The 26,118-nt window shown below is 58.5% G+C and carries 27 protein-coding genes; 1 reads left to right on the forward strand and 26 read right to left on the reverse strand.

The genetic code is table 11. From position 1 onward, the window contains the following. Positions 1-48 precede the first annotated feature (48 nt). The 25 genes from nuoH to CLV87_RS13150 form a co-directional block, all read right to left on the reverse strand. Positions 49-1,086: an NADH-quinone oxidoreductase subunit NuoH gene (nuoH, locus tag CLV87_RS13025; protein WP_099245952.1), complete on the reverse strand. Its 1,038-nt coding sequence runs from the start codon at positions 1,084-1,086 to the stop codon at positions 49-51. 7 nt (positions 1,087-1,093) lie between these two features. Then, positions 1,094-1,492, reverse strand: a complete 399-nt coding sequence (locus CLV87_RS13030) for a hypothetical protein (protein WP_099245954.1) — start codon at positions 1,490-1,492, stop codon at positions 1,094-1,096. 2 nt (positions 1,493-1,494) lie between these two features. Beyond that, on the reverse strand, positions 1,495-3,513 hold the full coding sequence (nuoG, locus tag CLV87_RS13035; protein WP_099245956.1) for an NADH-quinone oxidoreductase subunit NuoG: 2,019 nt from the start codon (positions 3,511-3,513) through the stop codon (positions 1,495-1,497). Between the two features lie 241 nt (positions 3,514-3,754). After that, the gene (locus tag CLV87_RS13040) at positions 3,755-4,147 is read right to left on the reverse strand and encodes a DUF5333 domain-containing protein (RefSeq protein ID WP_099245958.1); all 393 of its coding nucleotides are present in this window, start codon (positions 4,145-4,147) and stop codon (positions 3,755-3,757) included. 120 nt (positions 4,148-4,267) lie between these two features. Then, complete coding sequence (locus CLV87_RS13045; protein ID WP_099247748.1) at positions 4,268-4,612, reverse strand: hypothetical protein; 345 nt, start codon at positions 4,610-4,612, stop codon at positions 4,268-4,270. Between the two features lie 431 nt (positions 4,613-5,043). Continuing rightward, positions 5,044-6,342: an NADH-quinone oxidoreductase subunit NuoF gene (gene nuoF / locus CLV87_RS13050; protein ID WP_099245960.1), complete on the reverse strand. Its 1,299-nt coding sequence runs from the start codon at positions 6,340-6,342 to the stop codon at positions 5,044-5,046. Between the two features lie 6 nt (positions 6,343-6,348). Next, a complete protein-coding gene (locus CLV87_RS13055; RefSeq protein ID WP_099245962.1) occupies positions 6,349-6,567 on the reverse strand; it encodes a DUF5337 domain-containing protein in 219 nt (72 codons plus the stop codon). A gap of 16 nt (positions 6,568-6,583) precedes the next feature. After that, positions 6,584-7,597, reverse strand: a complete 1,014-nt coding sequence (locus CLV87_RS13060; protein ID WP_133840780.1) for a hypothetical protein — start codon at positions 7,595-7,597, stop codon at positions 6,584-6,586. A gap of 140 nt (positions 7,598-7,737) precedes the next feature. Next, on the reverse strand, positions 7,738-9,042 hold the full coding sequence (locus tag CLV87_RS24150; RefSeq protein WP_235871924.1) for a hypothetical protein: 1,305 nt from the start codon (positions 9,040-9,042) through the stop codon (positions 7,738-7,740). Between the two features lie 74 nt (positions 9,043-9,116). Further along, entirely contained in the window at positions 9,117-10,238 is a 1,122-nt protein-coding gene (locus CLV87_RS13070) for an NADH-quinone oxidoreductase subunit E (protein ID WP_099245964.1), read from the reverse strand. 99 nt (positions 10,239-10,337) lie between these two features. Further along, on the reverse strand, positions 10,338-10,634 hold the full coding sequence (locus tag CLV87_RS13075) for a hypothetical protein (protein ID WP_099245966.1): 297 nt from the start codon (positions 10,632-10,634) through the stop codon (positions 10,338-10,340). Positions 10,635-10,683: 49 nt separating this feature from the next. Further along, the gene (locus CLV87_RS13080) at positions 10,684-11,052 is read right to left on the reverse strand and encodes a hypothetical protein (protein WP_099245968.1); all 369 of its coding nucleotides are present in this window, start codon (positions 11,050-11,052) and stop codon (positions 10,684-10,686) included. Further along, positions 11,049-12,269, reverse strand: coding sequence for an NADH-quinone oxidoreductase subunit D (locus tag CLV87_RS13085; RefSeq protein ID WP_099245970.1), 1,221 nt, complete (start codon positions 12,267-12,269; stop codon positions 11,049-11,051). Before CLV87_RS13085 ends, CLV87_RS13080 begins: the two co-directional genes overlap by 4 nt. A 191-nt stretch (positions 12,270-12,460) precedes the next feature. After that, positions 12,461-13,072, reverse strand: coding sequence for an NADH-quinone oxidoreductase subunit C (locus CLV87_RS13095; RefSeq protein ID WP_099245973.1), 612 nt, complete (start codon positions 13,070-13,072; stop codon positions 12,461-12,463). 21 nt (positions 13,073-13,093) lie between these two features. Beyond that, positions 13,094-13,627: a NuoB/complex I 20 kDa subunit family protein gene (locus CLV87_RS13100; RefSeq protein ID WP_099245975.1), complete on the reverse strand. Its 534-nt coding sequence runs from the start codon at positions 13,625-13,627 to the stop codon at positions 13,094-13,096. Next, positions 13,618-13,983: an NADH-quinone oxidoreductase subunit A gene (locus CLV87_RS13105; RefSeq protein WP_099245977.1), complete on the reverse strand. Its 366-nt coding sequence runs from the start codon at positions 13,981-13,983 to the stop codon at positions 13,618-13,620. The genes CLV87_RS13100 and CLV87_RS13105 overlap by 10 nt, the downstream gene beginning before the upstream one ends. Before the next feature lie 230 nt (positions 13,984-14,213). Then, positions 14,214-14,600: a hypothetical protein gene (locus CLV87_RS13110; RefSeq protein ID WP_099245979.1), complete on the reverse strand. Its 387-nt coding sequence runs from the start codon at positions 14,598-14,600 to the stop codon at positions 14,214-14,216. 239 nt (positions 14,601-14,839) lie between these two features. Then, positions 14,840-15,619, reverse strand: coding sequence for a crotonase/enoyl-CoA hydratase family protein (locus tag CLV87_RS13115; RefSeq protein ID WP_099245981.1), 780 nt, complete (start codon positions 15,617-15,619; stop codon positions 14,840-14,842). Positions 15,620-15,640: 21 nt separating this feature from the next. Beyond that, the gene (locus CLV87_RS13120; RefSeq protein WP_099245983.1) at positions 15,641-16,495 is read right to left on the reverse strand and encodes a hydroxymethylglutaryl-CoA lyase; all 855 of its coding nucleotides are present in this window, start codon (positions 16,493-16,495) and stop codon (positions 15,641-15,643) included. Positions 16,496-16,497: 2 nt separating this feature from the next. Further along, positions 16,498-17,169 (reverse strand): glutathione S-transferase family protein, encoded by a 672-nt coding sequence (locus tag CLV87_RS13125; RefSeq protein WP_099245985.1) that lies wholly within the window; start codon positions 17,167-17,169, stop codon positions 16,498-16,500. 130 nt (positions 17,170-17,299) lie between these two features. Continuing rightward, positions 17,300-19,243 (reverse strand): acetyl/propionyl/methylcrotonyl-CoA carboxylase subunit alpha, encoded by a 1,944-nt coding sequence (locus CLV87_RS13130; protein ID WP_099245987.1) that lies wholly within the window; start codon positions 19,241-19,243, stop codon positions 17,300-17,302. A gap of 126 nt (positions 19,244-19,369) precedes the next feature. Then, positions 19,370-20,974 (reverse strand): carboxyl transferase domain-containing protein, encoded by a 1,605-nt coding sequence (locus tag CLV87_RS13135; RefSeq protein WP_099245989.1) that lies wholly within the window; start codon positions 20,972-20,974, stop codon positions 19,370-19,372. After that, on the reverse strand, positions 20,971-22,545 hold the full coding sequence (locus tag CLV87_RS13140) for an AMP-binding protein (protein ID WP_099245991.1): 1,575 nt from the start codon (positions 22,543-22,545) through the stop codon (positions 20,971-20,973). The genes CLV87_RS13135 and CLV87_RS13140 overlap by 4 nt, the downstream gene beginning before the upstream one ends. Continuing rightward, on the reverse strand, positions 22,545-23,015 hold the full coding sequence (locus CLV87_RS13145; protein ID WP_099245993.1) for a lysozyme inhibitor LprI family protein: 471 nt from the start codon (positions 23,013-23,015) through the stop codon (positions 22,545-22,547). The genes CLV87_RS13140 and CLV87_RS13145 overlap by 1 nt, the downstream gene beginning before the upstream one ends. A 55-nt stretch (positions 23,016-23,070) precedes the next feature. Further along, positions 23,071-24,234, reverse strand: coding sequence for an isovaleryl-CoA dehydrogenase (locus CLV87_RS13150; RefSeq protein WP_099247750.1), 1,164 nt, complete (start codon positions 24,232-24,234; stop codon positions 23,071-23,073). Between the two features lie 207 nt (positions 24,235-24,441). Here CLV87_RS13150 and CLV87_RS13155 point away from each other — a divergent pair, with 207 nt between their 5' ends. Next, positions 24,442-24,876 carry a hypothetical protein gene (locus tag CLV87_RS13155; protein WP_099245995.1) on the forward strand — a complete coding sequence of 145 codons (435 nt, stop codon included), beginning with the start codon at positions 24,442-24,444 and terminating at the stop codon, positions 24,874-24,876. Positions 24,877-24,894: 18 nt separating this feature from the next. Here the strand turns inward: CLV87_RS13155 and CLV87_RS13160 are convergent, their stop codons facing one another. After that, positions 24,895-26,100 carry a DegT/DnrJ/EryC1/StrS family aminotransferase gene (locus CLV87_RS13160; protein WP_099245996.1) on the reverse strand — a complete coding sequence of 402 codons (1,206 nt, stop codon included), beginning with the start codon at positions 26,098-26,100 and terminating at the stop codon, positions 24,895-24,897. Positions 26,101-26,118: the final 18 nt, after the last annotated feature.

Below are 26,118 nucleotides of genomic sequence, written 5' to 3' on the forward strand. Positions count from 1 at the left end.
TCGCCCCTGATTAACCATTGAAACAGTGTGTTTCCAGATCAGCACCAATCAGCCCCCCACGGTCCAGCGGGCATAAAGGCCCCAGAACCAGCCAAACTTGGCCGCAAAGGCCACGAACACGACCCATACCAGCGACATTGGCAGGAAGACTTTCCACCCCAGGCGCATCAACTGGTCGTAGCGGTAGCGCGGGGTGATTGCCTTCACCATCGAGAAGAAGAAGAAGACAATGATCATCTTGATGACCATCCAGAACAATCCGTCTGGCAGCGCTTCGATCGGGGACAACCAGCCACCAAAGAACATCAGCGAGATCAGCGCGCACATCAGCACAACGGCTGTCAATTCGCCGATCATGAACAGCAGGAACGGGGTCGAGCTGTATTCAACCTGATACCCGGCCACCAGTTCCGATTCCGCCTCGGGCAAGTCAAACGGTGGGCGGTTGGTTTCCGCCAGAGCCGAGACAAAGAACAGGATCAGCATTGGGAAATGCGGGATCCAGTACCAGCTCAGCATGCCCATGCCCTCTTGGGCGGCAACGATTTCACCAAAATTCAGCGAGCCTGAAGAAATGACCACACCAATGATGATCAAGCCGATGGACACCTCATATGACACCATCTGCGCCGCCGAGCGCAGCGAGCCAAGGAACGGGTATTTCGAGTTCGACGCCCAGCCGCCCATGATCACGCCGTAAACCTCGAGCGAGGAAATCGCAAAGACGTAAAGGATCGCGACGTTGATATCGGAGATCACCCAACCATCATTGAACGGGATCACCGCCCAGGCGATGAACGCCATGATGAGTGAGATCATCGGAGCCAGGAAATAAACAAAGCGGTCGGCACCGGCGGGAACCACAACCTCTTTGACCAGGTATTTCAGGAAATCCGCGAAACTCTGGGCAAGGCCAAAGAAACCCACCACATTGGGGCCCTTGCGCATCTGGACAGCCGCCCAGATTTTGCGGTCGCCCCACATCAGAAAGGCCAGGGCCACCAGCAGCGGCACAAGAACCGCCAGAATCTGGGCCACAACAACCAGGCCGATGCCTAGGTAGGTGTTGGAAAAGAAGTCAGCCATCGGGTCCTCACACCATCGGTATTCCGTTCTCAGCGCAGGCGGAAACGACGACTTCGGCGTCAATCGTTTTCAACCCACGGGGCAGCGCCGGCGAGATGGTGTAAACCGCATCTCCCTGCCAGAGGCCACCCTCTTCGTTTATTGTCGTGCGCAAATGACGCGCAAAGCCATAGCCACGGATCAGCGCATATTGTGCTGCCGCGCATTCGGCGTAATCGTCCACATCCGCGGCAAAGCGCGCCCCGCGCATTGCCACGTGAAAATTCACCAGATCCCCATCCAACAGGCGGGTTTCAACACCCTTATACTCCGGTGCAAATGGCGCGTCGGCCTGCGCGGATTGCTCCGTGCAGGCGCTGAGACCGCTGGCCAGGCCAAGCAGAGATATGAGGGCGAAGCGACGCACGCTTATTCGGCAGCCATCGGCGCGTCGGCGCGCTCTTTCGCGGCGCGGGCAAGTTCGCCCATCAGCGAAGAAGCCCGTGCAATCGGGTTGGTCAGGTAGAAATAGCGGAAGGCGTTGCGGAAGGTGGCACTGCCCAGCTTGCCCGCCTCAAGCGCAACCCAGTCGTTTTCCGGAACCTCGTCGATATTGGCCAGATGCGGTACTGCCGCAACCATGGCCTGACGCAGATCGGCCAGGCTGTCCCAAGGTTGGGTCGCGTCCAGCTCGGCGCTCAGCGCCCGCAAGATCGCCCAGTTTTCCTTGGCCTCGCCCGGTGCAAACCCGGCGCGCATGGCCAGTTGAGGACGGCCTTCGGTGTTGACAAACAACCCGTTTTCTTCGGTATAGGCGGCCCCCGGCAGGATCACATCAGCGCGGTTGGCACCACGATCCCCATGCGAGCCCTGATAGATCACAAACGGGCCTTCGCCGATTTCCACCTCGTCCGAGCCGAGATTGTAGATCACGTCACATTCAGACACCGCGTTGCGGCCGCCTTCGTTGACTGCGCCCACATCCATGGCACCCACGCGACCCGCGGCAGTGTGCAGGACAAGCAGCTTGCTTTCGGTGGCTTCGGCAAATTTCTGAGCAGCAGCCAGAACGGCTTCACCATCGGCTTCGGAAATCGCCCCCTGACCGATGATCACAAGCGTCTCTTTGCCAAGCGCACCCTCATGACCACCCGCAAGCAGCTTTTCCAACGCCGCGCGGTCGGTGCCGAGATGGGTGTAGTCGTATGTCAGGTCAACCGCTTCGCCAACAAGGCCGATTGTTGCCCCGGCTGCCCAGGCCTTGCGCAGGCGGGCGTTCAGAACGGGGGCTTCGTCGCGTGGGTTGGTGCCGATCAGCATGATTGCTTTGGCGCTGTCGATATCTTCGATCTTGGCAGTGCCGACATAGGCAGACCGATTGCCAATGGGCAGACGCGCGCCGTCGGTGCGGCATTCGATGACACCCTCTTGGGCCTCAACCAGTTGTTTCAGGCTGAATGCCGCCTCAGTGGAAGCCAGGTCACCGACCAGAGCGCCAAGCTTGGTCGCACCTTTGATCGCACTTGCTGCCTTGCCCAGAGCTTCGGGCCAGGTGGCGGGACGGAGTTTTCCGTCTTCCCGGATATAAGGCCTGTCCAGCCGCTGTCGCCGCAGCCCGTCCCAGACAAAGCGCGATTTATCGCTCAGCCATTCTTCGTTCACACCGTCATGGTTGCGCGGCATGATGCGTTTGACTTCGCGCCCCTTGGTGTCGACGCGAATGTTCGAGCCAAGCGCATCCATCACATCGATGGTTTCGGTCTTGGTCAGTTCCCAAGGGCGGGCGGTAAAGGCGTAGGGTTTCGACACCAGCGCGCCAACCGGGCAGAGGTCAATGATATTGCCCTGCAGGTTCGAATCGAGCGTCTGGTTCAGATAAGAGGTGATTTCGGCATCTTCGCCGCGCCCGGTCTGGCCCATCTGGCTGACACCGGCCACTTCGGTGGTGAAACGGACACAGCGCGTGCAGCTGATGCAGCGGGTCATATGGGTTTCAACCAGCGGGCCAAGATCAAGATCATCCACGGCGCGTTTGGATTCGTTGAACCGCGATCCGGACAGACCATAGGCCATGGCCTGATCCTGCAAGTCACATTCGCCGCCCTGGTCACAGATCGGACAATCTAGCGGGTGGTTGATCAGCATGAATTCCATCACGCCTTCACGCGCCTTTTTCACCATGGGCGAATTGGTTTTCACCACAGGTGGCTGGCCTTCGGGTCCAGGACGCAAATCGCGTACCTGCATCGCACAAGAGGCCGCAGGCTTGGGCGGGCCGCCGACAACCTCAACCAGACACATCCGGCAGTTGCCTGCGATGGAGAGACGTTCGTGATAGCAGAATCGCGGCACCTCGATCCCGGCCTCTTCACAGGCCTGGATGAGCGTCAACGCCCCATCTACTTCTACTTCATGGTCATCAATGATGATCTTGCGCAAATCGGACATGCCCGGCCTTTCCACGTTCTTGGCTGGCACAGTGCACCTTAGTAGCACACCGCGGTCGTTCGCGTTCTAGCGTGTGTCGCCGCGCGGTACCAGTCGTTAGAGCACGGAATTGCGGGAAAAATCGACGCGGCCCCCTTGTTTTTCCAGAAATGAAAAGGGGGGCCGCGCCAATGTGTTCACAAAAAAACCCGCTTTCTTAAGAATGGTTAACGAAAGCGGGTTTTTCATTAAGATGCTGGGATCAGCGCAACAGTGTGCCGATTCCACTCTTTCGTTTGATCTCGGCTTTGCCAAAGGCGCATAATTGGTCGGTATTGCCCGACTCAACACCCTTGCTTTCCAGATAGGCAGCAGCCTTGGCGCGCATGCGGCGTTTCTCGGATTTCGAGGTCACGTAATCGTCGATCTCGTCCTTGCTATAGCCCATGGCCTTGGCCTTGTCCTGCAAATCATCCAGACGTGACAGCGCACGTAGCATGCGGGCCCGGATACCGTCACAGCTTTTGCGAATTTCATCGGCAATGGCGATTTCCATCAAGGCATCGTCAATAACCGCCACTTGGCTAAGCGGTGTTTTTGCCCAGGCTGTCTGCGTCAGCGACAAGGAAATCAGGATTACGGGAATCAGGCGCATAGATGGCCCTCCATGGTTACTCATTGCCAAACACTTGGGGGGTTTCGCGTCTGATATTCAATATCACCCGCCTAATCCCTTGAGAATCGGCAGTTTTCCACCGCGTTTCGATCCCCTGCCCTAACCTTCGTCGCGGCAAGACCCCATGAATGTCAGCGTATCGTTTTCAACAACCAGGGCATCGGGGTTGGTTTCAGGCCCAACCTCCCAATCGATATCAGAGGTGCCAAAATACTCGATGCAATGGCGAATGCCCTCATGCTCGGCGGCCTCGATGGCACCAGCTTTGGATTTGGAGACATTGCGCACCGTGGCGACAAAATGCTGGCGATCGCTACGCGCGGCCTTTACCCCGCCGCGAAACCGTTCGCCGTCAAACACCGGGTCAGAGGCGCGCGCGAACCCAAGTTTAGAACACCCAGTGACCGCCACTGCCACCATCAGCAAAACCGCAATACGTCCCATTTTGACCTCCTGTTCGGGGCTTTTCCCCGCTTGCCTGACCCGCAGCTTGGCCGGGCAGGGCTTGAAAACACTGTGACAAAATTCATTCAAACAAAGAATTAGTCATTTGTTTCAGTTTCGCCCGTGCCGCCGAACAGGTCAAGTCACGAGCTGTTGCCAGAGAACCCGCAGGCCCCAAAGAATAGCCAGAAAGGCGATCAAACCCCAAATCGTCTTGACGATCCAAGAAAAGCCTTTGAATTGCGGTGGCACTCGTTTCGGCCCAGCCCCGGTATATCCACACTTGCATTCCCAGCCCGCGGGATAAGGCTTGCGCCCACATTTGGGACAGAGATTGGGATGAAGCGGCGCGCGGAAGCGGGGATGGAACACTTGTCTTTCTCCAACAAAAAAGGGCCCGAAGGCCCCAATTCTAGCTTATGATCGTCTGATCACTCAGCCGCAATCGCACTCATCTTGCCGGATTTCTGCGCCTTGATGCGATCTTCGATCTCGTCGCGGAAATTGCGGATCAGGCCCTGGATCGGCCAGGCTGCCGCGTCGCCAAGGGCGCAAATGGTGTGGCCTTCGACCTGCTTGGTCACGTCCCATAGCATGTCGATCTCTTCGATTTCAGCCTCGCCGCGCACCAGACGATCCATAACGCGCATCATCCAACCGGTGCCTTCGCGGCATGGGGTGCATTGGCCACAGCTTTCATGCTTGTAGAATTTCGACAGCCGCCAGATTGCCTTGATGATATCGGTCTGCTTGTCCATGACGATCACCGCCGCCGTGCCAAGGCCCGAACCCAGTTCACCGCGCAGATAGTCGAAATCCATAATGGCGTCTTTCATGTTCTCACCGCGCACGCAGGGAACAGAGGACCCACCCGGAATCACTGCCAGTAGATTGTCCCAGCCGCCGCGAATGCCGCCGCAATGCTTTTCGATCAGCTCTTCGAAGGAGATCGACATCGCCTCTTCGACGACACAGGGGTTGTTGACATGGCCCGAGACCGCAAACAGCTTGGTGCCGGCATTGTTCTGACGGCCAAAGCCCGCGAACCATTCCGGGCCGCGACGCAAGATGGTCGGCACAACGGCAATCGATTCGACATTGTTCACAGTGGTCGGGCAGCCATAAAGGCCCGCGCCCGCCGGGAATGGCGGCTTCATGCGCGGCATGCCCTTTTTGCCCTCAAGGCTTTCGAGCAGCGCAGTTTCCTCGCCGCAGATATAGGCCCCGGCCCCATGATGCAGGAACAGATCGAAATCCCAGCCCGAACCAGCCGCATTGCGCCCCAGCAACCCGGCATCATAAGCCTCGTCAATCGCGGCCTGCAGCGCCTCACGCTCGCGGATATATTCGCCGCGAATGTAGATATAGCAGGTGTTGGCCTGCATGGCGAAAGAGGCGATCAAGCAGCCCTCGATCAGCGTGTGCGGATCGTGGCGCATGATTTCGCGGTCTTTACAGGTGCCCGGCTCTGATTCGTCGGCATTCACAACCAAATAGGACGGGCGGCCATCGCTTTCCTTGGGCATAAAGGACCACTTCAACCCGGTCGGAAAACCCGCGCCACCGCGACCACGCAGGCCCGAGGCCTTCATCTGGTCGATGATCCAGTCACGCCCCTTTTGAATGATCCCCGCCGTGCCATCCCAATGGCCGCGCTTCTTGGCACCGGCCAGAGTGCGGTCGTGCATTCCGTAGAGGTTGGTAAAGATCCGATCCTGATCAGCTAGCATGCCTACCTAGTCCTTGTTTTTCTGGCGGTCCCGCCAGAGCCCGTAAATCATCCAGACGGCCATTGCAAACCCGACCAGCGCGAGCAGGTCAAACAACAGTCGTGTGCGCTGGCTCCATTCCAGCGCAGATCCAAGGGCCGTGAGCGCAATCCAAGCCAAAGCGACACCGGCAATGACAAGCGAAATCACCCGTCCCTGCCGTGCCTGATCCTGTTCATTGCGCATCACCAAACCTCAGACCTTATTTTTTCGCCAGCGATTGGGCTTGTTTCACCCAACCATCACGAGACGCCCGGCCCCGCACACCAGCGATATTTTCGTCAACCCAAGCGGTCTGGTCCGCTGACCATGCCGCGACTTGGTCGTAATGATAAATCCCTGCCTCCTGCAAGGCCACGGCCAATTTCGGGCCAACTCCTTGCAATTTGGTTAGGTCATCCGCTTTACCGCCGCGCGCCGCCTTGAGCAGCTCAGGCTTGACCTGTGCTGGCTTGCTGGCTGGCTTTGCAGCCTCTGGTGCCTTAGGCGCGGCTTTGGCTGCCGGGGCTGCCTTGACGGGCTCGGCTTTTTTGGCCTCCGGCTTTTTCTCGACGGGCTTGGGTGCAGCCGCTTTCTGCGGGGCTTTTACCGGAGCGCTGACCTTGACCTCAGCCTTGGCAGCCGCCTCAGGCTTCGAAGCGGGCTTTGTGGCAGGTTTTGCCGGAGCAGCAGGCGCTTTGGCCGCAACCTTGGCCGCAGGGGCCGGTTTGGCCGCCTCTTTGACGGGTGCAGCAGGTTTCTCGGCGGTTTTCGCAGCCGGTTTGGCCGCAGGAGCCGCGACTGCTTTCTTCTCAACGGCTTTCGGAGCAGCAGGTTTCTTTTCAACCGGGGCCGGTTTCGCTTCGGCCTTTTTGGCGACCGGAGCCGCCTTGGCCTCCGTCTTTTTCACCGCTGTCTTTTTGACCTCAACCGGTTTCACCTTGGCCGCAGCGGGAGCTGCTTTGGGGGGCTCGACCTTGGCTTTGGTCACAGGCACCACTTTCGCGGCGGACTTAGGCGCTTTCGCCTTGGCGACCACTTTCTTGTCGACTTTGGTCTCTTCGCCAGCGGCCAGGTTCAAAGAACCACAGCTTGCGCTAAAGCTTTTCCACGGCAAATAGGCCAGGCGCATCATCGCCTCGCTCGACTGTGTCGCAAGGCGTGTTTGCATCGCCATCATGCGAACAACCGGCGTAAAATCAGGGGTTAGGGGAAAAAGTGGGGTCGTCTTGGTCACGTCATCGCTCCAAAATAGGCACCGAAATCGGCAGTGCGCGGAACAGCCCGCGCGGTTTCAGCCCCGTTCCTCCCCAACGTTGCCACGTCAGGCCTCGCATACTGCGCTGCAGCATGCAAGACCAACTGGTGTCGCAGGGCCTAGTAGACCCCGCCCTTGTCGACGCGTTTGGAGAATTCGGTTTCCCCGCCCGCTGCCAAGATTTTGGCCTGCTCCACCCAATTATCGCGCGAAACACGGCCCTTGAAACCAACCAGGTTGGCATTGGCCCAAGCTACTTCGTCCTCGCTCCAGGCGGCGATCTGGTCAAAGTGATAGATACCAAGGCTGTGGCAGACCTTTTCCAGTTTGGGTCCGATGCCTTTGATTTCTTTCAGATTATCCGGGCCGCCCTCGCGCGGAGCTTCGAGCAGGGATGGGCGTGATCCCTCCTCCGTGCCTTCCTTGACACCGTCGCGATCATAATCTTCGCCCAGATCGTCAGAAGCAGCCGCCTTTGGTGCATCTTCGGAGACCGGAGCGGCGGCTACGACGGCCTCTGCTGCTGCTTCTTCAGTGGGTGCATCCGCTGCAGCGGAGTCGCTGCTGGAATCAGAGGCATCTTTGCTGTCAGAAGCGGCAGATTGCGTATCCGCCTCGGCTGCCGGGGCTTCGTATTTCCAAGTGCCCTTGCGCTCCGCCAATTCGGCCTCACCTGCCAGGGCGGTAGATGGTTTGATCACTGGCTCGGCGCTGGCTGTATCACTGGCCTCGGCATCATCTGTACCGCCAGCCGTGGCAGCATCTGCTGCGGCCTGACCAGCCTCTGCAGAAGGCGCATCGGCAGCGGCGTCATCACCGCCAGCATCCGCAACACCTGCATCCCCGGCGCTGTCATTCCCGCCCGCATCTGCAGTACCAGAACCGTCGGCATCAGCGGCGTCACGTTCATATTTCCAACTGCCTTTGCGCTCGGCCAGCTCAGCCTCGCCCTCTAGAACAGTGGAAGGTTTGACGACCGCATCCGCATCGGCGGCACCGTCTTCGGCCGCAGCATCTGTGGAAGCAACAGCGTCCTCGGCCGTTGTATCTACAGCGGCGGCGTCACTCTCCGCCGCTTTTGCTTCAGCGCCAGAAGGTTTCGCCGCACTTGCCGCCGCACCAGCTGCAACACCCGCAGCAGCTCCAGCCGCGACCGGAGCCGATGAGGTTCCAGCACCGCCCGCCCTCGCGCTTGCAGCGCCATCATCCTTGGATCCGCTCGCGCCGATTGCAGGCACATCTGCACAGAACAACCAAATGAAAAGAAGCCCCAACAGGATCGCGGCCAGGAGGCCAAGAAAGATCCCTGCAATGATCCCTTTGCCCGCCACCGCAATGGCCATCAGAGCAACAAAGAGGCCAATTGCCCCGGCAACTGTCCAGCATTTTATGCGGCAGCCCTGCCCGTCACTTGCGTTGTTCATTCCCAAAACTCCCTATTCGCTTATCGGGTCGCTGTAATCTACAACGCCCGTCCCCTTATTTCAGGGGTAGCAAATTAGGATTCTTCCCCAGAAGCAAGAGTTTTGGCTTGTGCAACCCATTCGTCCCGTGTGGCGCGACCTTTGAACCCTTCCAGATTCTGGTCAACCCAGGCCAGTTCCTTATCCGTCCAGGCCGCAACCTGGTCAAAATGGAAGAAACCCATAGAATTCAAAAGCTTTTCAAGTTTCGGGCCCACGCCTTTGATCTTTTTCAGATCATCCGGCTGGTTGTTTCGGGCCGCTTCCAACGCCGCTGGCTTGTCCTCATCCGACACTTCGATCTCGTCTGAGACATTGGTCGTATCTTCGGCTTTTTCAGGTTTTGCAGGGGTTTCAACCGGCGTTTGGGCCGCTGCGGCGGGCTTGGCCGCCGGGGTTTTGTCATCATTGGCTGCAACGCCCGTGGCCTTGGCCGCCCCGCCATTTGACTGATCTTCCCAGCCCTGAACCAGCGGCACTTCGGTGCCGTCGATGCGTTTGATCGTATCGCCAATCTCATCCGCCAATTGCGCCGAGGCATTGAGCTTGATCGCGCCGTTGACGAAATCGGTCAAAGAGGAAATGCCCGACTTAGGCTCAGAGGCAAAACGCCCGTTCTGCGGACCAACCTGAGGCACCTTGCCCGCCGCCATGTCATCCAGCATCTGAGCCAGTTTCTCTTCGGTCAGATCCTCATAGTAATCCTTGCCGATCTGAGCCATAGGCGCGTTGGTGCAGGCGCCGAGGCATTCGACCTCTTCCCAAGAAAACTTACCATCTGCAGAAAGCGCATGCGGCTTGTCCGCGATCTTTTCGCGGCAAACCTTGATCAGGTCTTCGGCCCCGCAAATCATGCAGGATGTGGTGCCGCAAATCTGAATATGCGCAACAGAACCAACCGGTTGCAGCTGAAACATAAAGTAGAACGACGCCACTTCCAAAGCGCGAATATAGGCCATGCCCAGCATATCGGCGACATATTCAATTGCCGGGCGGGTCAGCCAGCCCTCTTGCTCCTGCGCGCGCCACAGCAGCGGGATGATCGCGCTGGCCTGACGACCCTCTGGGTATTTGCTGATCTGATTTTGCGCCCAGGCCAGGTTGGCCGGCGCGAATTCAAAGCTTTCAGGTTGCTCAGAGTGCAAACGACGCAGCATATCTTCGCTCTTTCGGTTGGCTAACCGGAAAGGCACGCCCGCCCGGTCACTGTTATCTAGGTCCCGGCCGTGCGTGGCCAGGCATGTTTTTAAGCCCTATCAGGCGTCTTCTTTTGGCGTGCAAGCCCCGGTCAACAGACGCATCCCGCCACCTTCCAAGGCAACCGCCTCTTCACGTTGGATGCGGAAACCGGCCACTTCCTGGATTTTCTCACGTGTCAGGCCAGTTTGCAGCTCGACCGGCAGGTAATGGCGCTCATTGACCAGATCACAGCCGATCGAGGCAACAGCCGCATCAAACGAAACCAGATCTTCGTCGGTAATGTCCTTGGGCTTCATCACACAAGCGGTGGGAAGCGCGGCCGCGGCAGCCATTGCAATAAACAGTTTTGTCATCTTCAAGCCTTTCTGGGCAGGTCATACCATAGGGAGCGCGCCCGCCCCGTCACTTACAATCCTTCAACCGAGCCGTTCTGGCCGCCCGGTCCACGATCACATAGCCATTCTCCATCATGGCGTCGATGGCATCCTCGCCGAGATCATCCACCACATCGATGGATTTTTGGCTGATTGCGCCTGTGTAGCCAAGTGTTGCCGCCAGATGAGTCGCGACGGACTTGATCAAAGGATCTTCGCCCGCGCTGAAATCATAGACGCAACCGCTCTCTTTGAACGCCGCTTCGATCGATGCGGTAAAGGCCGTGTTCGGAAGCTTTTCCAGCTCTGCGACAAATGCATCCTCGCTCGCCGGGGCGGCTTGAACACAGACGCCCGCAGAGCAGAAAACAGCAATCAGCGCAGAGTGTCGGATCATCGGTCGATTTCTCCGAACACGATGTCCATGGTGCCGATGATCGCGGCGACATCGGCCAGTTGGTGTCCTTTGGCGACGTGATCCATGCTTTGCAGATGCAGGAAACCCGGCGCGCGCAGCTTGGCGCGGTAGGGCTTGTTAGAGCCATCCGCCACCATGTAAACGCCAAATTCGCCTTTGGGCGCTTCGACCGCGGCATAAACCTCACCCTCGGGGACTTTGAACCCTTCGGTGTAAAGCTTGAAGTGGTGGATCAGCCCCTCCATCGAGGTCTTCATCTCCGAGCGTTTCGGCGGGGTCAGCTTGCCACGGGCCAGAACATCACCCTGCCCCTCTGGGGCGCGCAGTTTCTCGATGGCTTGCAGGATGATGCTGGTCGATTGACGCATTTCTTCCATGCGGACGAGATAGCGATCATAGCAATCGCCATTCTTGCCAACCGGGATCTGGAAGTCGAATTCGTCATAGCATTCATAGGGTTGCGCACGGCGCAAATCCCAGGCGAGGCCCGAGCCACGGACCATGACACCGGAATAGCCCCAGTCAAGGATCTCTTCCTCGGAGATTACACCGATATCGCAGTTACGCTGCTTAAAGATCCGGTTTTCGGTCAGCAGCCCGTCGATATCGTCCAGAACATTCGGGAAATGCTCGGCCCATTCGATGATATCATCCAGCAGCGCCTCGGGCAGGTCCTGATGGACACCACCGGGGCGGAAATAGTTGGCGTGCAGGCGGGCACCACAAGCGCGCTCGTAAAAGATCATGAGCTTTTCACGCTCTTCAAAGCCCCAAAGCGGCGGGGTCAGCGCGCCCACATCCATCGCCTGGGTGGTGACGTTGAGCAAATGGTTCAGCACGCGGCCAATTTCCGAGAACAGTACCCGGATCAAAGAGCCACGGCGTGGCACCTCAACTCCGGTCAGCTTTTCAATCGCCAGACACCAGGCATGTTCCTGGTTCATCGGGGCGACGTAATCGAGCCGGTCGAGATAAGGCAGGTTTTGCAGGTAAGTCCGGCTCTCCATGAGCTTTTCCGTGCCGCGATGCAGCAGCCCGATATGCGGGTCTGCACGTTCGACAATCTCACCGTCCAGTTCCAGCACCATGCGCAACACGCCGTGCGCCGCCGGGTGCTGAGGCCCGAAGTTGATGTTGAAATTGCGGATTTTCTGTTCGCCTGTCAGGGCGTCATCGAAACCTTTGGAACCATCCATTATTAAGATTCCTCCTTACGGGGCAATGCTTTGTAGGCCATGACCCACAATAGCACTATCATTCCAAGTCCAGTCGCAACCACGAGAGCCCACCAACGGGAAAGCCCGAATTTCGGCAGTAAAACGACAAAAGGCGGAAGCGTCAAAGCAATCGCCAACAGTTCTATGAGAAAGTCTTCCCAGAACATGCGTCACTTCGCAGCCTCTTCCTGTTTCTCATCCCCGGGCAGCACATATTGCGCGCCTTCCCATGGGGACATGAAATCAAACTGGCGGTATTCCTGAACCAGCGACACGGGTTCGTAAACCACGCGCTTCAACTCTTCGTCATAGCGCACTTCGGTGTAACCGGTGGTCGGGAAATCCTTGCGCAGCGGGTGGCCGCGGAAACCATAATCCGTCAGCAAACGGCGCAGATCCGGGTGGCCCGAGAACAGGATCCCATACATGTCAAATGTCTCACGCTCGAACCAATTGGCCGAGGGGTGGATATCAACAATCGAGGGCACCATTTCGTCTTCGCGTACCGAAACCCGCAGGCGAATGCGCTGGTTCTGATACATCGACAGGAAATGATAGACCACGTCAAACCGCTTGGCCCGCTCGGGGTAGTCGACGCCGGAGAGATCCACCAGGGTCGAGAATTTGCAGTTCGGATCGGTTTTCAGAAACTCGACAAAGCCTTTGATATTCGCTGGTGCGACATCAATGTTCAGCTCGTCATAGGCAACATCCCAGCCCAGCACGCAATCGGGGCGTTTGGTGGCGATGATGGTGCCAAGTTCGTTCAATGCTTCACTCATGCTGGCATCTCCCTTTCGCGCTTAACGCACGAGTGTCCCGGTGCGGCGGATTTTGCGTTGCAGCGCCATCAGACCATAAAGCAGCGCCTCAGCGGTCGGAGGGCAGCCCGGTACATAGACATCAACCGGCACGATGCGGTCACAGCCACGCACAACCGAATAGCTGTAGTGGTAATAGCCACCGCCATTGGCACAGGAGCCCATGGAAATCACATAGCGCGGCTCTGGCATCTGGTCATAAACCTTGCGCAAAGCCGGGGCCATTTTGTTGGTCAGGGTGCCCGCAACGATCATAAGGTCGGACTGACGTGGGGAGGCGCGCGGCGCAATCCCGAACCGTTCCGCATCATAGCGTGGCATCGAGGTGTGCATCATCTCAACCGCGCAGCAGGCCAGACCAAAGGTCATCCAGTGCAAAGACCCGGTGCGCGCCCAGTTGATGATGTCTTCGGTAGAGGTGAGCAGGAAACCCTTATCCTGCAGCTCGCGATTGATGGCCTGGGTCACGACCTCTTTGTCACTCCCAGCGGTGTTTGCACCCGTCATCACTCCCATTCGAGCGCCCCTTTCTTCCATTCATAGGCAAAGCCGATTGTCAGCACTGCCAGGAAAACCATCATCGACCAGAAACCCACCATGCTCACATCCTTGAACGCAACGGCCCAGGGGAAGAGGAAAGCGATTTCGAGGTCAAAAATGATGAACAGGATGGCGACGAGGTAGAAACGCACGTCGAATTTCATCCGGGCATCATCGAATGCGTTGAACCCGCATTCATAGGCCGAGACCTTTTCAGGGTCCGGATTGCGCACGGCAATCAGGATGGCGGCCAAGAGGAAAACGAGACCAATCGCAGTTGCAATGGCCACGAAGACGAGGATGGGAAGGTATTCCCGCAGCATCTCTTCCACGAGGTGGCTCCTTCTGAGGCGCGCCGGGGCGCGCAGATAGGTTCAGGCATGCCTTAGCCCTATGGGCAGGCAGGGTCAACACAGCCGGTAGATATTCAAGAGAAGGAAATCAACCGTAAACAGGTTTGATACTCGGCGAATTTTCCATGGTTTTCAAGCGGCTGAGCGCCAAGTTTTGCACGAGCCCCCAACAAAGCCGCGCGCATGGGTCGCGGGAAAACCTGTTGCGTTCAACTCTGCCCGAGGGTGGCGATCATCACATGGGCGGCAAAACCTGCCATAACCAGCATAATCGGCCCCCAAACCGCCCGCTCCGTGGCGGATGGGGTGATCCAATTCAAAATCGCGCTGATGATCATAACGCCAAGGCCAACCCATCCGGTCCAGCGCGGCCAGTCCAAGCCGGGAAACCCGGCAGCGGACAGGATCGACAGACCACAAAACAACAAAATGGGAATCGAAATCGCCGCGATCACCCGCCCCGAAGGCGGCAAAGCCCCTTTGTGCTGCCCTCCTTGGGTGTATTCCCCCAATGGCAGCCCAACAATCAAAGCGATCTGAAAGAAAACAATAGCGACGCAGCCGAGCGCAAACAAATGCGCGATTTGAACAGTCATAACGTCCCCTCAAACCTTCTTTGGAATGACCCAATTCAAAACGTTATGTCGTAGGCCCTGTCAACCGTAGCAACACCCAAAACACTTGGTCGACCAGCTCAAATCCCCTGCAAGAACCGCAGGCAGAAACATTCGAAGATGCCGCTCAATACATGCCCTCTGACCCACTCTTCTCTGGGCTGAAAATATCCCGGGGGGAATTGCTCGTTCACGAGCAAGGGGGGCAGCGCCCCCTTGGGTCAGGACCAGCTCGGTTTGCGCTTGTCGAAAAACGCAGCGATTCCCTCTTGCGATTCTGCGCTTTCCCAACGCTCCACAAGGCCTTGGATGGTCTGATCAATCACCTCCTCGGTGATCGGCATGCCCAACCAGCGGGTAAAGCGCTTGGCCTCGGCCACGGCGCCCGGCGCGCAACTCAGATAGGGGGCAACCTCGGCCTCAACGGCGCTGTCCAACGCGTCTGCAGCCACTGATTTTGCCAACAGCCCAAGTGTCACCGCCTCATCCGCGTCAAAGATCCGCGCCGACATAAAGACACGGCGCGCCATCGCCTCACCCAACCGCGCCAGAACATAAGGTCCGATGGTGGCTGGAATCAGGCCAAGGCGCGTCTCGGTTAGCCCAAACTTCGCGCTATCAACGCCAATCGCCACATCACAGACCGAGGCCATGCCAACTCCACCACCAAAGGCCTGCCCCTGAATCCGTCCGATCAAGGGTTTTGGCATCTCATTCAAGGCCTTGAGCATCATGGCCAGCTTTTTGGCCTCGACAAAGCGGGTCGCGGCATCGGCGGCCATCTGGTCCTGCATCCAGCGCAGATCCCCACCCGCGCAAAAGCTGCGCCCTGCCCCGGTCAGGATGACAACGCGCACGTTCTCATCCTGACCCAAGACCTGTGCCGCCTCAGTCAGGTCTGCAATCATCTGCGCCGAAAGCGCATTATGTTTCTCAGCCCGGTTCAGGGTCAGCGTGGCGACCCCGCGCGTATCCGTTTCGATAACCAACGTCTCAAACATCGCTCTGTCCCTTTTCCCCGCTCATGCCAACCGCATGGCGCGCGCCATATCGGCGGCCTGTTCCAACACATCTCGGTCAAGGCCCGTCTGATATCCCAGGGCAATCAAGCGATCATGCACAGCCTCGGTCGCCACATTGCCCGCCGCGCCCGGCGCATAGGGGCAACCGCCAAGCCCACCAACCGCCGCGTCAAAGACACGAAGGCCATGCGACAAAGCCACTTCGATATTGTCCAATGCCAAACCGCCCGTATCATGGAAATGACCAGCAAGCTTTTCGGCGGGCATCTCCTGCACAATGGCTTTCAGCATCGTATCGACCATGGCTGGGCTGCCCCGTCCAATGGTGTCGCCCAAGGAAATCTCGTAACAGCCCATATCCCGCAAAGCCGCGACGACCTTGGCGACCTGAGACGGGTCCACCGCCCCGTCATAGGGGCATTCTACCACGCAGGACACATAGCCGCGCACTGGCAAGCCAGCCTCTTGCGCGGCTTTGGCGACGGGCGCAAAGCGTTCAAGGCTTTCGGCAATTGTGGCGTTGATATTGGCCTTGCTGAACCCTTCGGAGGCGGAGCCAAAAATTGCCACCTCATCAGCTTTGGCCGCAATCGCGCCATCAAGCCCGCGCATATTCGGCGTCAACGCGGCACAGGAAACCCCGGTCTTGCGCGCAATCCCGGCCAAAACATCGGCGCTGTCGCCCATTTGCGGCACCCATTTCGGGCTGACAAAACTAGCGCATTCAATGCGTTTGAATCCGGCCGTGCTCAGGCAGTCGACCAGCGCGATTTTCTCAGCCGTCGGGATCTGACGCTTTTCGTTTTGTAATCCGTCGCGCGGCCCAACCTCAAAAATCTCAACATAGTTGCTCATGATCAGACCTCGGGCACCGGATAGAAATCCTGGGCGTAAAAGCGTTGCTCCCCCTCGCGCGCGCAGGCCCGTTGGTAAGCGGCCCGCGCTTCCATCCGGGCTTTGTAGGCTTGCAGTTTTGGAAACTCATCAAGAGGAACGTAATAAGGGGCGGCAAACAGGTTGAAGCCCATCATCATGTCGGCCCCGCTGAAGCCGCTGGGAAGCAACCACTCATGATCGCCCATGCGCGCCTCCATCCCGGCCAAGGCCCCGCGCAATCGCGCCACGGTCAGTTTGACAACAACGGGGCTGGGTTTGGCAGGCGGGCGCAGGAACACCATTTGCAGGTTCAGGTTTTCGATCAGGCTGGCCATGGTTTCGGAATAGTGAATCCATTGCAGGTAATCGGCACGCTCCGCATGCCCCGGCGCGCGGCCAAATTCAGGGGCTTCAGTTTCGATCAAATATTCCATGATCGCACCGGATTCCGCCATTTCCAAACCGTCAATCTCAATCGCTGGAATGCGCATGGCCGGTGAGAGCTGAGGCAGCGCGCCTTCGCGCATGGATTTGGACCCAATCTGGTATTCGACGATCTCTAGCGGCCCCAGCTTGGCTTCAAGCCCGGCCTCTTCGATCAGCCACAGAATCCGAAAGGATCGTCCATATTGCACATGGTGAAGTTTGATCATCCCTGCCCCTCCCAAAGCAAACCTATGTCGACACGACCCACAACATCAGCGGCACGCGCATCCAAATTCCGTCCACGGAATTTGCAAAAGTTTTGCAAAACTTTTGACCCGCCTGCCGCGCTGGAAACGTTCATGCCGACTCCTCATCTTCCAGACGCACCAAAGGCGCGCCGGCTTCGACCTGATCGCCCGCATCAACCAAAAGCTCGGCAATGCGCCCGGCCCGGCCAGCGACCATGGTGTGTTCCATCTTCATCGCCTCAAGAACAACCAGCCTGTCCCCTTCGGCAACCTCCTGCCCCGAAGACACATGTACCGAGACCACACGCCCCGGCATCGGGGCCAGGGTCAGCGTCGCATCCACGGCGGATTGGTCGGCTTGGTCCAGCAGGTCAACCACATGAAAGCTGCGGCCATAATCGGCGAAAATGGTGATGACATTGCCGGTTTGCGCATAGTTCGGGGCCTTTTGTCCGTCAAAGGTCCAGCCCGAAGCGGTCCGCACAGCCTCAACCTTCTGTTCCCCGTCCAAAATCGAACAGCGATCCGCGCCCATCATCTGCAGTTTGATCTCGTGGCGCTCACCGGCCTCTTCGATCCAGATCGTGCGCAGCAATCCATCCCAAAGCGAAAAGCCAGTCTCCGCGCCTATTTCGCCCATTAGCCCAGACGCCACCAAGGCCGCCATGGCGCGTGCCTGCCCCATGCTCTGCGGCACCGTCACCAACGCGTCGAGATCGCGGGCAATCAGCCCGGTATCGACATCACCGCGCCCAAAACCTTCATGTTCGGCCAAAGCGCCAAGGAAAGACAGGTTGGTTACCGTGCCTGCAACCTCGGTGTCGCGCAGCCCTTTGGCCAATTGGCGCAGGGCCACGGCGCGAGTCGGGCCATGTACGATCAGCTTGGCAATCATCGGGTCGTAATTTGGGCTGATCTCATCTCCGGCGCGCACGCCACTATCAGCGCGTACACCAGCCGGAAACTGCAAATGCGTCAGCCGACCGGTTGCAGGCAAAAAGCCTGCTGGCACATCCTCGGCATAAAGGCGCGCCTCAAAGGCGTGGCCATTGATCGAAAGATCGGATTGCTGCGCCGGCAGTGGTTCACCACAGGCCACGCGGATTTGCCATTCGACCAGATCGACACCTGTGATCAGTTCCGAAACCGGGTGTTCCACCTGAAGGCGTGTGTTCATTTCCATGAACCAGAACCCATCCTCGCGCAGCCCTTGCGAGCCATCGACGATGAACTCCACCGTGCCAGCGCCTTTGTAGCCAATCGCTTCCGCGGCGCGCACGGCTGCAGCCCCCATCGCGTCGCGCACAGTTTCGGGCATATCAGGTGCCGGGGCTTCCTCGATCACTTTTTGGTGGCGTCGCTGCAGGGAACAATCGCGTTCAAACAAATGAACCGCTTGGGTGCCATCGCCAAAAACCTGCACCTCAATGTGGCGCGGTTTTGAAATGTATTTCTCGATCAACACATGATCATTGCCAAAGGCGGTGCGCGCCTCGGATTGCGCGCTGACCAGGGCGTCGGCAAAATCCTCGGGCCGCTCGACAAGGCGCATACCTTTGCCGCCCCCACCCGCAACCGCCTTGATCAAGACCGGGTAGCCGATCGCCTGCGCCTCGACCTCGAGATGGCCGGGATCCTGATCTTCGCCCATATAGCCAGGAACCACGGGCACGCCTGCCTCTTGCATCAGCTTTTTCGCGGCATCCTTAAGGCCCATGGCGCGGATCGCCTTGGCAGAAGGGCCGACAAAGGTCAGGCCTGCCTCTTCGACTTGATCAACGAAATCAGGGTTTTCCGAAAGAAAGCCATAGCCCGGATGGATCAGTTGCGCGCCGGTCTGCTGAGCTGCCGCAATGATACGATCACCCCGAAGATAGCTTTGCGCCGGGGCCGCTTCGCCAATGCAAACCGCGACATCGGCCATGGCCACATGTTTGGCATCTGCATCCACGTCAGAATGCACCGCAACACAGCGCATCCCCATTTTGCGGGCGGTTTCAATGACGCGGCAGGCGATTTCACCGCGATTGGCGATCAGGATTGTATCAATCATCTGTTTTGTCCTTTTAGCGGTTGCGCCGCGGGCAGCCTGCCCGTCGCCAGTGTCGTCCGAGCAATGGCGCAGTCATCGCGACACCCAAGGGGAGTATTTGAACCAAGAAGAAACACCGGGATGGTCTTACATGCGGAAGATGCCAAACTGAGTGTCTTCGATTGGCGCATTCAAGGCCGCGCGCAGAGACAGAGCCAGCACGTCACGTGATTTGCGCGGGTCAATAATGCCGTCATCCCAAAGCCGCGCCGACGCATAAAGCGGATGGGCTTGCTCTTCGAACATCTCAATCGTGGGGCGCTTGAACTCGGCCTCTTCTTCCGCCGACCAAGTGCCCCCCTTGCGCTCGATCCCGTCGCGTTTCACCGTGGCCAAGACTCCAGCGGCCTGTTCGCCGCCCATGACGGAAATGCGGCTATTGGGCCAGGTCCACAGGAAACGCGGCTGATAGGCCCGCCCAGACATGCCGTAATTGCCCGCCCCAAATGAGCCGCCAACCAGCATGGTGATCTTGGGGACATTGGTGGTCGCCACAGCGGTCACCATCTTGGCCCCGTGGCGCGCAATGCCTTCGTTTTCATATTTGCGCCCGACCATGAATCCGGTGATATTTTGGAGGAAAACCAGCGGAATATGGCGCTGGCTGCAGAGTTGCACAAAATGCGCGCCCTTTTGCGCGGCCTCTGAGAACAGCACACCATTATTGGCGATAATCCCGACAGGCATGCCCATCACATGGGCAAAGCCGGTGACCAGAGTTTCGCCAAAACGCGGTTTGAATTCATCAAAACGCGACCCATCCACCAGCCGTGCGATGACTTCGCGAATGTCATAAGGCGTGCGCAGATCCGCCGGAACAACGCCAAGGATCTCAGCTGGGTCATAGGCCGGGTCCTCGGGGGATTGCAGGTTCAGCTGCGCGCCTTTGACCGGGCCGAGGGAGCCAACCGCGCGGCGCGCAAGCGCGAGGGCGTGGCTGTCATCTTCGGCCAGGTAATCTGCGACGCCTGAGAGGCGCGTATGCACGTCGCCACCGCCCAGATCCTCGGCGCTGACGACCTCACCCGTTGCGGCCTTGACCAAGGGTGGGCCGGCGAGAAAAATCGTGCCTTGCTCTTTGACGATGATGGTCACGTCGGACATGGCCGGCACATAGGCCCCGCCCGCTGTGCAAGAGCCCATGACAACGGCAATCTGCGCGATGCCTTTGGCGGACATGCGGGCCTGATTGTAAAAGATCCGGCCAAAGTGATCTCGATCGGGAAAAACTTCGTCCTGATTGGGCAGGTTCGCGCCGCCGCTATCGACCAGATAGATACAAGGCAGGTGGTTTTCCTCGGCGATTTCCTGGGCGCGCAGGTGCTTTTTCACCGTCATCGGATAATAGGTACCACCTTTGACTGTGGCATCATTGCAGACCACCATGACCTGACGCCCTTGCACCAGACCAATCCCAGCCACGACCCCGGCACAAGGCGCGGCCCCATCATACATGCCATGGGCCGCGGTCGCCCCGACCTCAAGGAAGGGAGAGCCAGGGTCAAGCAGGTTGGCAACCCGTTCTCGGGGCAACATCTTGCCTCGGCTGACATGGCGGTCGCGCGACCTTTCACCACCGCCCGCCGCTGCGCTCTTTGCAGCCTCAGCGATTTGTGCCAAGGCGTCGAGATGAGCCGCCTTGTTGGCCTTGAATTGTTCAGAGGACGCAATGGCTTGCGTTTGGAGTTTCATGTGCTCTCCTGCTCTTGCGAGGGGTCTTGTTCAGCTTCGGCAATGGCCAAAGCCTTGAGGTCTTTGCGAATGACTTTGCCCGTGACAGTCATGGGCAAAGCTTCGAGAATGGCGATTTCCCTTGGGTATGAATAGCTTGCCAGTCGCTCCTTGACCCAGGACTGAAGATCCGTTGCCGAAACCTTAACACCCGGTTTGGTGACGACATAGGCTTTGACAATCTCGGTGCGCAGCGGATCAGGCTTACCGACAACCCCCACCGTGGCGACGCCGGGATGGGTGAGCAGGCAATCCTCGATCTCGGCGGGACCAATCCGATAGCCTGCGGAGGTGATCACATCATCCTCGCGCCCGACAAAACGGATATAGCCGTCGTCGATACAGCCGCGATCCCCGGTCAGCATCCAGTCACCGCGAAATTTGCGTTCCGTTTCCGACGGGTTTTGCCAATATTCCAACATCATAGAGGGCGCACCGCGCCGAAGAGCGATGTCACCCTCGCCGGTCGTTTCCTTGCCATCCCCATCGATCACCGCAACCTCGAAACCCGGAACAGCCTTGCCAAGGCAGCCCGGTTTCGGGCTGAAAAGGGCCGCGCAGGAACTCGCGACCATATTGCATTCGGTCTGGCCATAGAATTCGTTGATCGTGACACCAAGCGCCTCTTGCCCCCAGGCCAGCATCTCAGCCCCCAACGGCTCGCCCCCGGATGCGACGCTGCGCAGGCCGGTGATCCTAGCCTGCTCCGCTTTGAGCATCCGCAAAGCGGTTGGCGGGAAAAACACATTTTGAACAGTGGCTTCTCGGATGATTTCAATGCATTGCGCGACGTCAAACCGGGCCATGCGCCCGGCGACCACTGGCACGCCCAAGGCCAGCCCGGGCATCAGCACGTCAAACAATCCCCCGATCCAGGCCCAATCCGCAGGCGTCCAAAGCACGTCGCCGTCTTGCCCCAGAAAATCATGGCTCATTTCGACACCCGGCAAATGACCAATCAGCACACGATGCGCGTGCAGCGCGCCTTTGGGTTTGCCGGTTGTGCCAGAGGTATAGATCAAGACCGCCGGATCTTCGGGCTCGGTCTGCAAGACAGGTTGCGGAACCGGTGTTTTCAAATCCGCCGCTTGAACCAAGCGCAAATCAAACCCGTCCAGCATGTCGGCACCATCAACATCCGTCACGACGATCTTGGCACCGCTATCAGCCAGCCGAGATTCCAACGCGTCATGACGGAACAGCTTAAACAAGGGGACGGAAATCGCCCCCATTGCCCAAGCTGCGATATGGGCCGCGGCGCAAAGCGGCGATTGCCCCAGCAAAACGCCAATCCGGTCGCCCTGCCGCACGCCACGCTCACGCAGAGCCGCCTGCACCTGCCAGACCAGCTCTTGTAATTGCCCATAGGTGACACCCTGCCGGGTGTCACCGCCAAGGTCGATGATCGCCACACGATCCGGGTCTTTGCGCGCCCAATCAAAACAGGTTTGCACCGCCATGTTGAGCAGTTCAGGCTCCTCATGGCGCAACGCGGCGCGCAAAGCATCATATGTGGCGACCCGGGGCAACATCAGTCGCCAGCACCATAGCCAAGGGTGATCGCCTGACGCGCGGTTTCCGTCATCAGGCAGTTAAGCTGCGCCGGGCTGCCGCCGGTGCCACCGCCCCACAAACTACGCTCGTAGTCACAAGAGGCATCGCGAAACGGAATCCATGCGCGTTGCATCGTTTTCAAGGCTTCCGCCTGCGACGGCCCAAACCCTTCGTTCAGGCGGTCATTTTCCTTGGCCTGGGCCATTTTGGCACGATAATTGGCGTTTAAGAGCCGATCCCAATATTGCAACTCACGATCATAACACCCGGCTTCGACCACGGTCGCATAACCGGTATCTTCCATACATTGCGCCGCCGACAGGCCAATACAGCCCATTGGCTCCTGCGCGCTTTGGTAACACAGATCGGTGTCGCGGTCGGAATAGACCAAATCCTGTGCCATCGCAGACGAGGCGATCAGAGAAAATGAGAGTGCTAAAAGGCGCATCGGCCAAGCTCCTATTGTTGAAAAGGACGGCGGGCCCCTGCCCGCCTGCGCGATATCAGAGCATTTTGCCCATCAATTCGCGCCCCACCAACATACGACGGATTTCGCTTGTGCCAGCCCCAATTTCCATCAGCTTGGCATCACGGAACAGCCGTGATACCGGCGCATCCGCCAGGAACCCGGCCCCACCCAGCGCCTGAACCGCCTGATGCGCCTGAACCATGGCCTGTTCCGAGGCATAAAGGCAGCAGGCCGCCGCATCCTGACGCGTGACCTTGCCACTGTCGCAGGCCTTGGCGACCTCGTAGACATAGGCGCGGGCCGAATTCATCGCCGTATACATGTCAGCGATCTTGCCCTGCATCAGCTGGAAATTCCCAATCGGTTGACCAAATTGCTTGCGCTCGGCCAGGTATGGCATGACCTCATCCATACAGGCGGCCATGATCCCGGTGCCGATCCCGGCCAGAACCACGCGTTCGTAATCCAGGCCCGACATCAACACGCGCACGCCCTTGCCCTCTTCGCCGAGGATGTTTTCGAACGGCACTTCGACATTGTCGAAAATCAGCTCAGCGGTGTTCGACCCCCGCATGCCCAGCTTGTCGAAATGCGGGCTGGTGGAAAAACCTGCCATGTCTTTTTCGATGATAAAGGCCGTGATCCCCTTGGCTCCGGCATCCGGGTCGGTCTTGGCATAGACCACCAGCGTATCGGCGTCGGGGCCATTGGTGATCCAATATTTGTTGCCATTCAACACAAAGCGATCATTGCGCTTTTCGGCGCGCAGCTTCATCGACACCACGTCTGATCCCGCCCCTGGCTCTGACATGGCCAAAGCGCCGACATGCTCACCGGAAATCAGCCCCGGCAGGTATTTCTGCTTTTGCTCCTCGTTGCCATTCAGCTTGATCTGGTTGACGCAGAGGTTGGAATGCGCGCCATAAGACAGCGAGACCGAGGCACTGGCGCGCGCGATCTCTTCGACCGCGATCACATGCGCGAGATAGGACATGCCCGCGCCGCCATACTCCTCGGGCGTGGTGATGCCCAGCAGGCCAAGTTCGCCCATTTCGGTCCAAAGCTCATTTGGGAAACTGTTTGAGCTGTCGATGTCAGCCGCCATCGGCTTCACCCGCTCTTGCGCCCATTTATGCACCATATCGCGCAGGGCATTCACATCTTCACCCAAATCGAAAACCATGCTGGCCGTGAACATGATGAGCGCCTCCTCACGCTTATTGAACAACTGTTCATTTCATTTGCAGATAAATCGAGTCGGGTCAAGCGACCCGTTGAAAAAGCCGTCGCGTCGTTTCCAAGTGGCCAAGTTCTCCCTCAGCGGTTGCAACACACCCGGGCCATGATCAATAATGCGGCTACGCCTCACCGCCTGTCATTTTGTGCAAACCCTTTTGGATCGCCTATGTCCGTTCAGTATTCATTTCTTGCGGAGCCGCATGTCGTTCTGATCCGCTATTTCGGGCGCTCGACGCAACGCCAGCAGGACAAGTTGCGCAAAGTGATCATCAGGGATTTTGGCAAGGGGCAGATGTTGGACAGCGTTTCTGACCTGACACAGCTCACATCCACCACGCTGACCAGTCTGGACCGCGTCGCGCGGATCAAGGATTTCAACAGCTTGCTGGCCAATCTCAAACACCCGGTCAAACACGCCCTGGTGGCGAACACCCCGATGACCATTGGGATTTGTCGCATGTATATGGGCTATGCAGCGGGGGCACCGAAACTCGACATGCGGTTGTTCAGTGACCTAAGCGCCGCGACCAGCTGGGTTGGTCTGCCGGGTGATGGGCAGGCCATTTTTGATCAGGCCGATTGGACGGAAATTGCGGATTAAATGCGCGGCAGGCAGGCGTTAGTCGCAAGCCGCGCCAGATTGCCAGACCGCCCCAACTTCGGCCCGAATGATGCGGGCAATCAGCGCGCAATCCTCCAAATTAAAAGTCAGCGGCAGACGCATATCGACAATCCCGGCCAGAATTCTGTCACTCTTGGGCATAGCTGTACTGGCAGCATAGCGCCAACTGTCATAGCGCGAGGTAAAGCCGGCCGGCTCGGCCCCGCCAAACCACTTCAGTTCGACCCCGCGTGCGGCGCAGCGGGAGATGACCTCTTGGACGGCCTTGGCGCTCCAATCCAAGAGCAGAAACTGAATCGACGACCCGACCGGGCGCGCCTTGTCAGGGCGGGTGATCTGGGTCAGGCCGGGCGTGTCGTGCAAGCCCGCCTCAACCGTGTCATAGCGTTGGTTCCAGCGTATGGCCTGAGCCTCAAGGTCGCGCAATTGCGGGCGCAGAATGGCGGCGCGCAGATTGTCCATACGGCCCGAAACATTGGGCGTGACATATTTCACCCGCTCAAACACCTCTGGCCCGGGGGCGGCCAGATGGCGTTCGTACAACATATATGAGCCGGACAAGATCGTCGCACGGGCAGCGATCTCTTCGTCATCGGTGATGAACAGCCCGCCTTCACCGGAATTGACATGTTTATAAGTTTGCGTCGAATAGCAGCCGATAATCCCCTGTCGCCCCGAGGGCACACCGTTCCACATCGCCCCCATCGTATGGGCGCAATCCTCAATCACCTTGACTCCGGCCGCGTCACACATGGCGATCAGGCGATCCATGTCACATAGATGCCCGCGCATATGGGACAGCATCAGCACCTTGGATTGGGGCAGTTTGGTTTCGAGATCGTCAAGATCGATCACCAGATCCTCGGTCACTCCGACAAAAACCGGTGTCGCCCCCATACTGGCAATGGCGCCCGGAACCGGCGCAAGGGTAAAGGCATTGGTCAACACCGCATCGCCGGGTTTGACCCCAACCGCACGTAAAGCCGTTGCCAGAGCGTATCCGCCAGAAGCAACCGCCAAACAGTATTTCGCCCCCATCTGCGCGGCGAATTCCTGTTCCAATAAGGCCGTTTCCGACAATTCGCCTTCGACAACATTGTAGCGATGCAGCCGCCCGTGCTGCAAAACCGCCATGGCCGCGTCGATGCCATCCTGGGGGATCGGCTCCTGTTGAGTGAAGCTTCCGGTGAAGATCTCTGTCATGTTTCGCCCCCGACGAAT

Origin of the sequence: Pelagimonas phthalicica, assembly GCF_004364805.1 — a bacterium.
GTDB lineage: Bacteria > Pseudomonadota > Alphaproteobacteria > Rhodobacterales > Rhodobacteraceae > Pelagimonas > Pelagimonas phthalicica.

Bases quoted from the DNA above. Each gene is read 5' to 3' on its own strand.
- nuoH (WP_099245952.1), bottom strand. From the start codon at position 1,086: ATGGCTGACTTCTTTTCCAACACCTACCTAGGCATCGGCCTGGTTGTT.
- nuoG (WP_099245956.1), bottom strand. From the start codon at position 3,513: ATGTCCGATTTGCGCAAGATCATCATTGATGACCATGAAGTAGAAGTA.
- CLV87_RS13040 (WP_099245958.1), bottom strand. From the start codon at position 4,147: ATGCGCCTGATTCCCGTAATCCTGATTTCCTTGTCGCTGACGCAGACA.
- CLV87_RS13045 (WP_099247748.1), bottom strand. From the start codon at position 4,612: ATGGGACGTATTGCGGTTTTGCTGATGGTGGCAGTGGCGGTCACTGGG.
- nuoF (WP_099245960.1), bottom strand. From the start codon at position 6,342: ATGCTAGCTGATCAGGATCGGATCTTTACCAACCTCTACGGAATGCAC.
- CLV87_RS13055 (WP_099245962.1), bottom strand. From the start codon at position 6,567: ATGCGCAATGAACAGGATCAGGCACGGCAGGGACGGGTGATTTCGCTT.
- CLV87_RS24150 (WP_235871924.1), bottom strand. From the start codon at position 9,042: ATGAACAACGCAAGTGACGGGCAGGGCTGCCGCATAAAATGCTGGACA.
- CLV87_RS13070 (WP_099245964.1), bottom strand. From the start codon at position 10,238: ATGCTGCGTCGTTTGCACTCTGAGCAACCTGAAAGCTTTGAATTCGCG.
- CLV87_RS13075 (WP_099245966.1), bottom strand. From the start codon at position 10,634: ATGACAAAACTGTTTATTGCAATGGCTGCCGCGGCCGCGCTTCCCACC.
- CLV87_RS13080 (WP_099245968.1), bottom strand. From the start codon at position 11,052: ATGATCCGACACTCTGCGCTGATTGCTGTTTTCTGCTCTGCGGGCGTC.
- CLV87_RS13085 (WP_099245970.1), bottom strand. From the start codon at position 12,269: ATGGATGGTTCCAAAGGTTTCGATGACGCCCTGACAGGCGAACAGAAA.
- CLV87_RS13095 (WP_099245973.1), bottom strand. From the start codon at position 13,072: ATGAGTGAAGCATTGAACGAACTTGGCACCATCATCGCCACCAAACGC.
- CLV87_RS13100 (WP_099245975.1), bottom strand. From the start codon at position 13,627: ATGGGAGTGATGACGGGTGCAAACACCGCTGGGAGTGACAAAGAGGTC.
- CLV87_RS13110 (WP_099245979.1), bottom strand. From the start codon at position 14,600: ATGACTGTTCAAATCGCGCATTTGTTTGCGCTCGGCTGCGTCGCTATT.
- CLV87_RS13115 (WP_099245981.1), bottom strand. From the start codon at position 15,619: ATGTTTGAGACGTTGGTTATCGAAACGGATACGCGCGGGGTCGCCACG.
- CLV87_RS13120 (WP_099245983.1), bottom strand. From the start codon at position 16,495: ATGAGCAACTATGTTGAGATTTTTGAGGTTGGGCCGCGCGACGGATTA.
- CLV87_RS13125 (WP_099245985.1), bottom strand. From the start codon at position 17,169: ATGATCAAACTTCACCATGTGCAATATGGACGATCCTTTCGGATTCTG.
- CLV87_RS13130 (WP_099245987.1), bottom strand. From the start codon at position 19,243: ATGATTGATACAATCCTGATCGCCAATCGCGGTGAAATCGCCTGCCGC.
- CLV87_RS13135 (WP_099245989.1), bottom strand. From the start codon at position 20,974: ATGAAACTCCAAACGCAAGCCATTGCGTCCTCTGAACAATTCAAGGCC.
- CLV87_RS13140 (WP_099245991.1), bottom strand. From the start codon at position 22,545: ATGTTGCCCCGGGTCGCCACATATGATGCTTTGCGCGCCGCGTTGCGC.
- CLV87_RS13145 (WP_099245993.1), bottom strand. From the start codon at position 23,015: ATGCGCCTTTTAGCACTCTCATTTTCTCTGATCGCCTCGTCTGCGATG.
- CLV87_RS13150 (WP_099247750.1), bottom strand. From the start codon at position 24,234: ATGTTCACGGCCAGCATGGTTTTCGATTTGGGTGAAGATGTGAATGCC.
- CLV87_RS13155 (WP_099245995.1), top strand. From the start codon at position 24,442: ATGTCCGTTCAGTATTCATTTCTTGCGGAGCCGCATGTCGTTCTGATC.
- CLV87_RS13160 (WP_099245996.1), bottom strand. From the start codon at position 26,100: ATGACAGAGATCTTCACCGGAAGCTTCACTCAACAGGAGCCGATCCCC.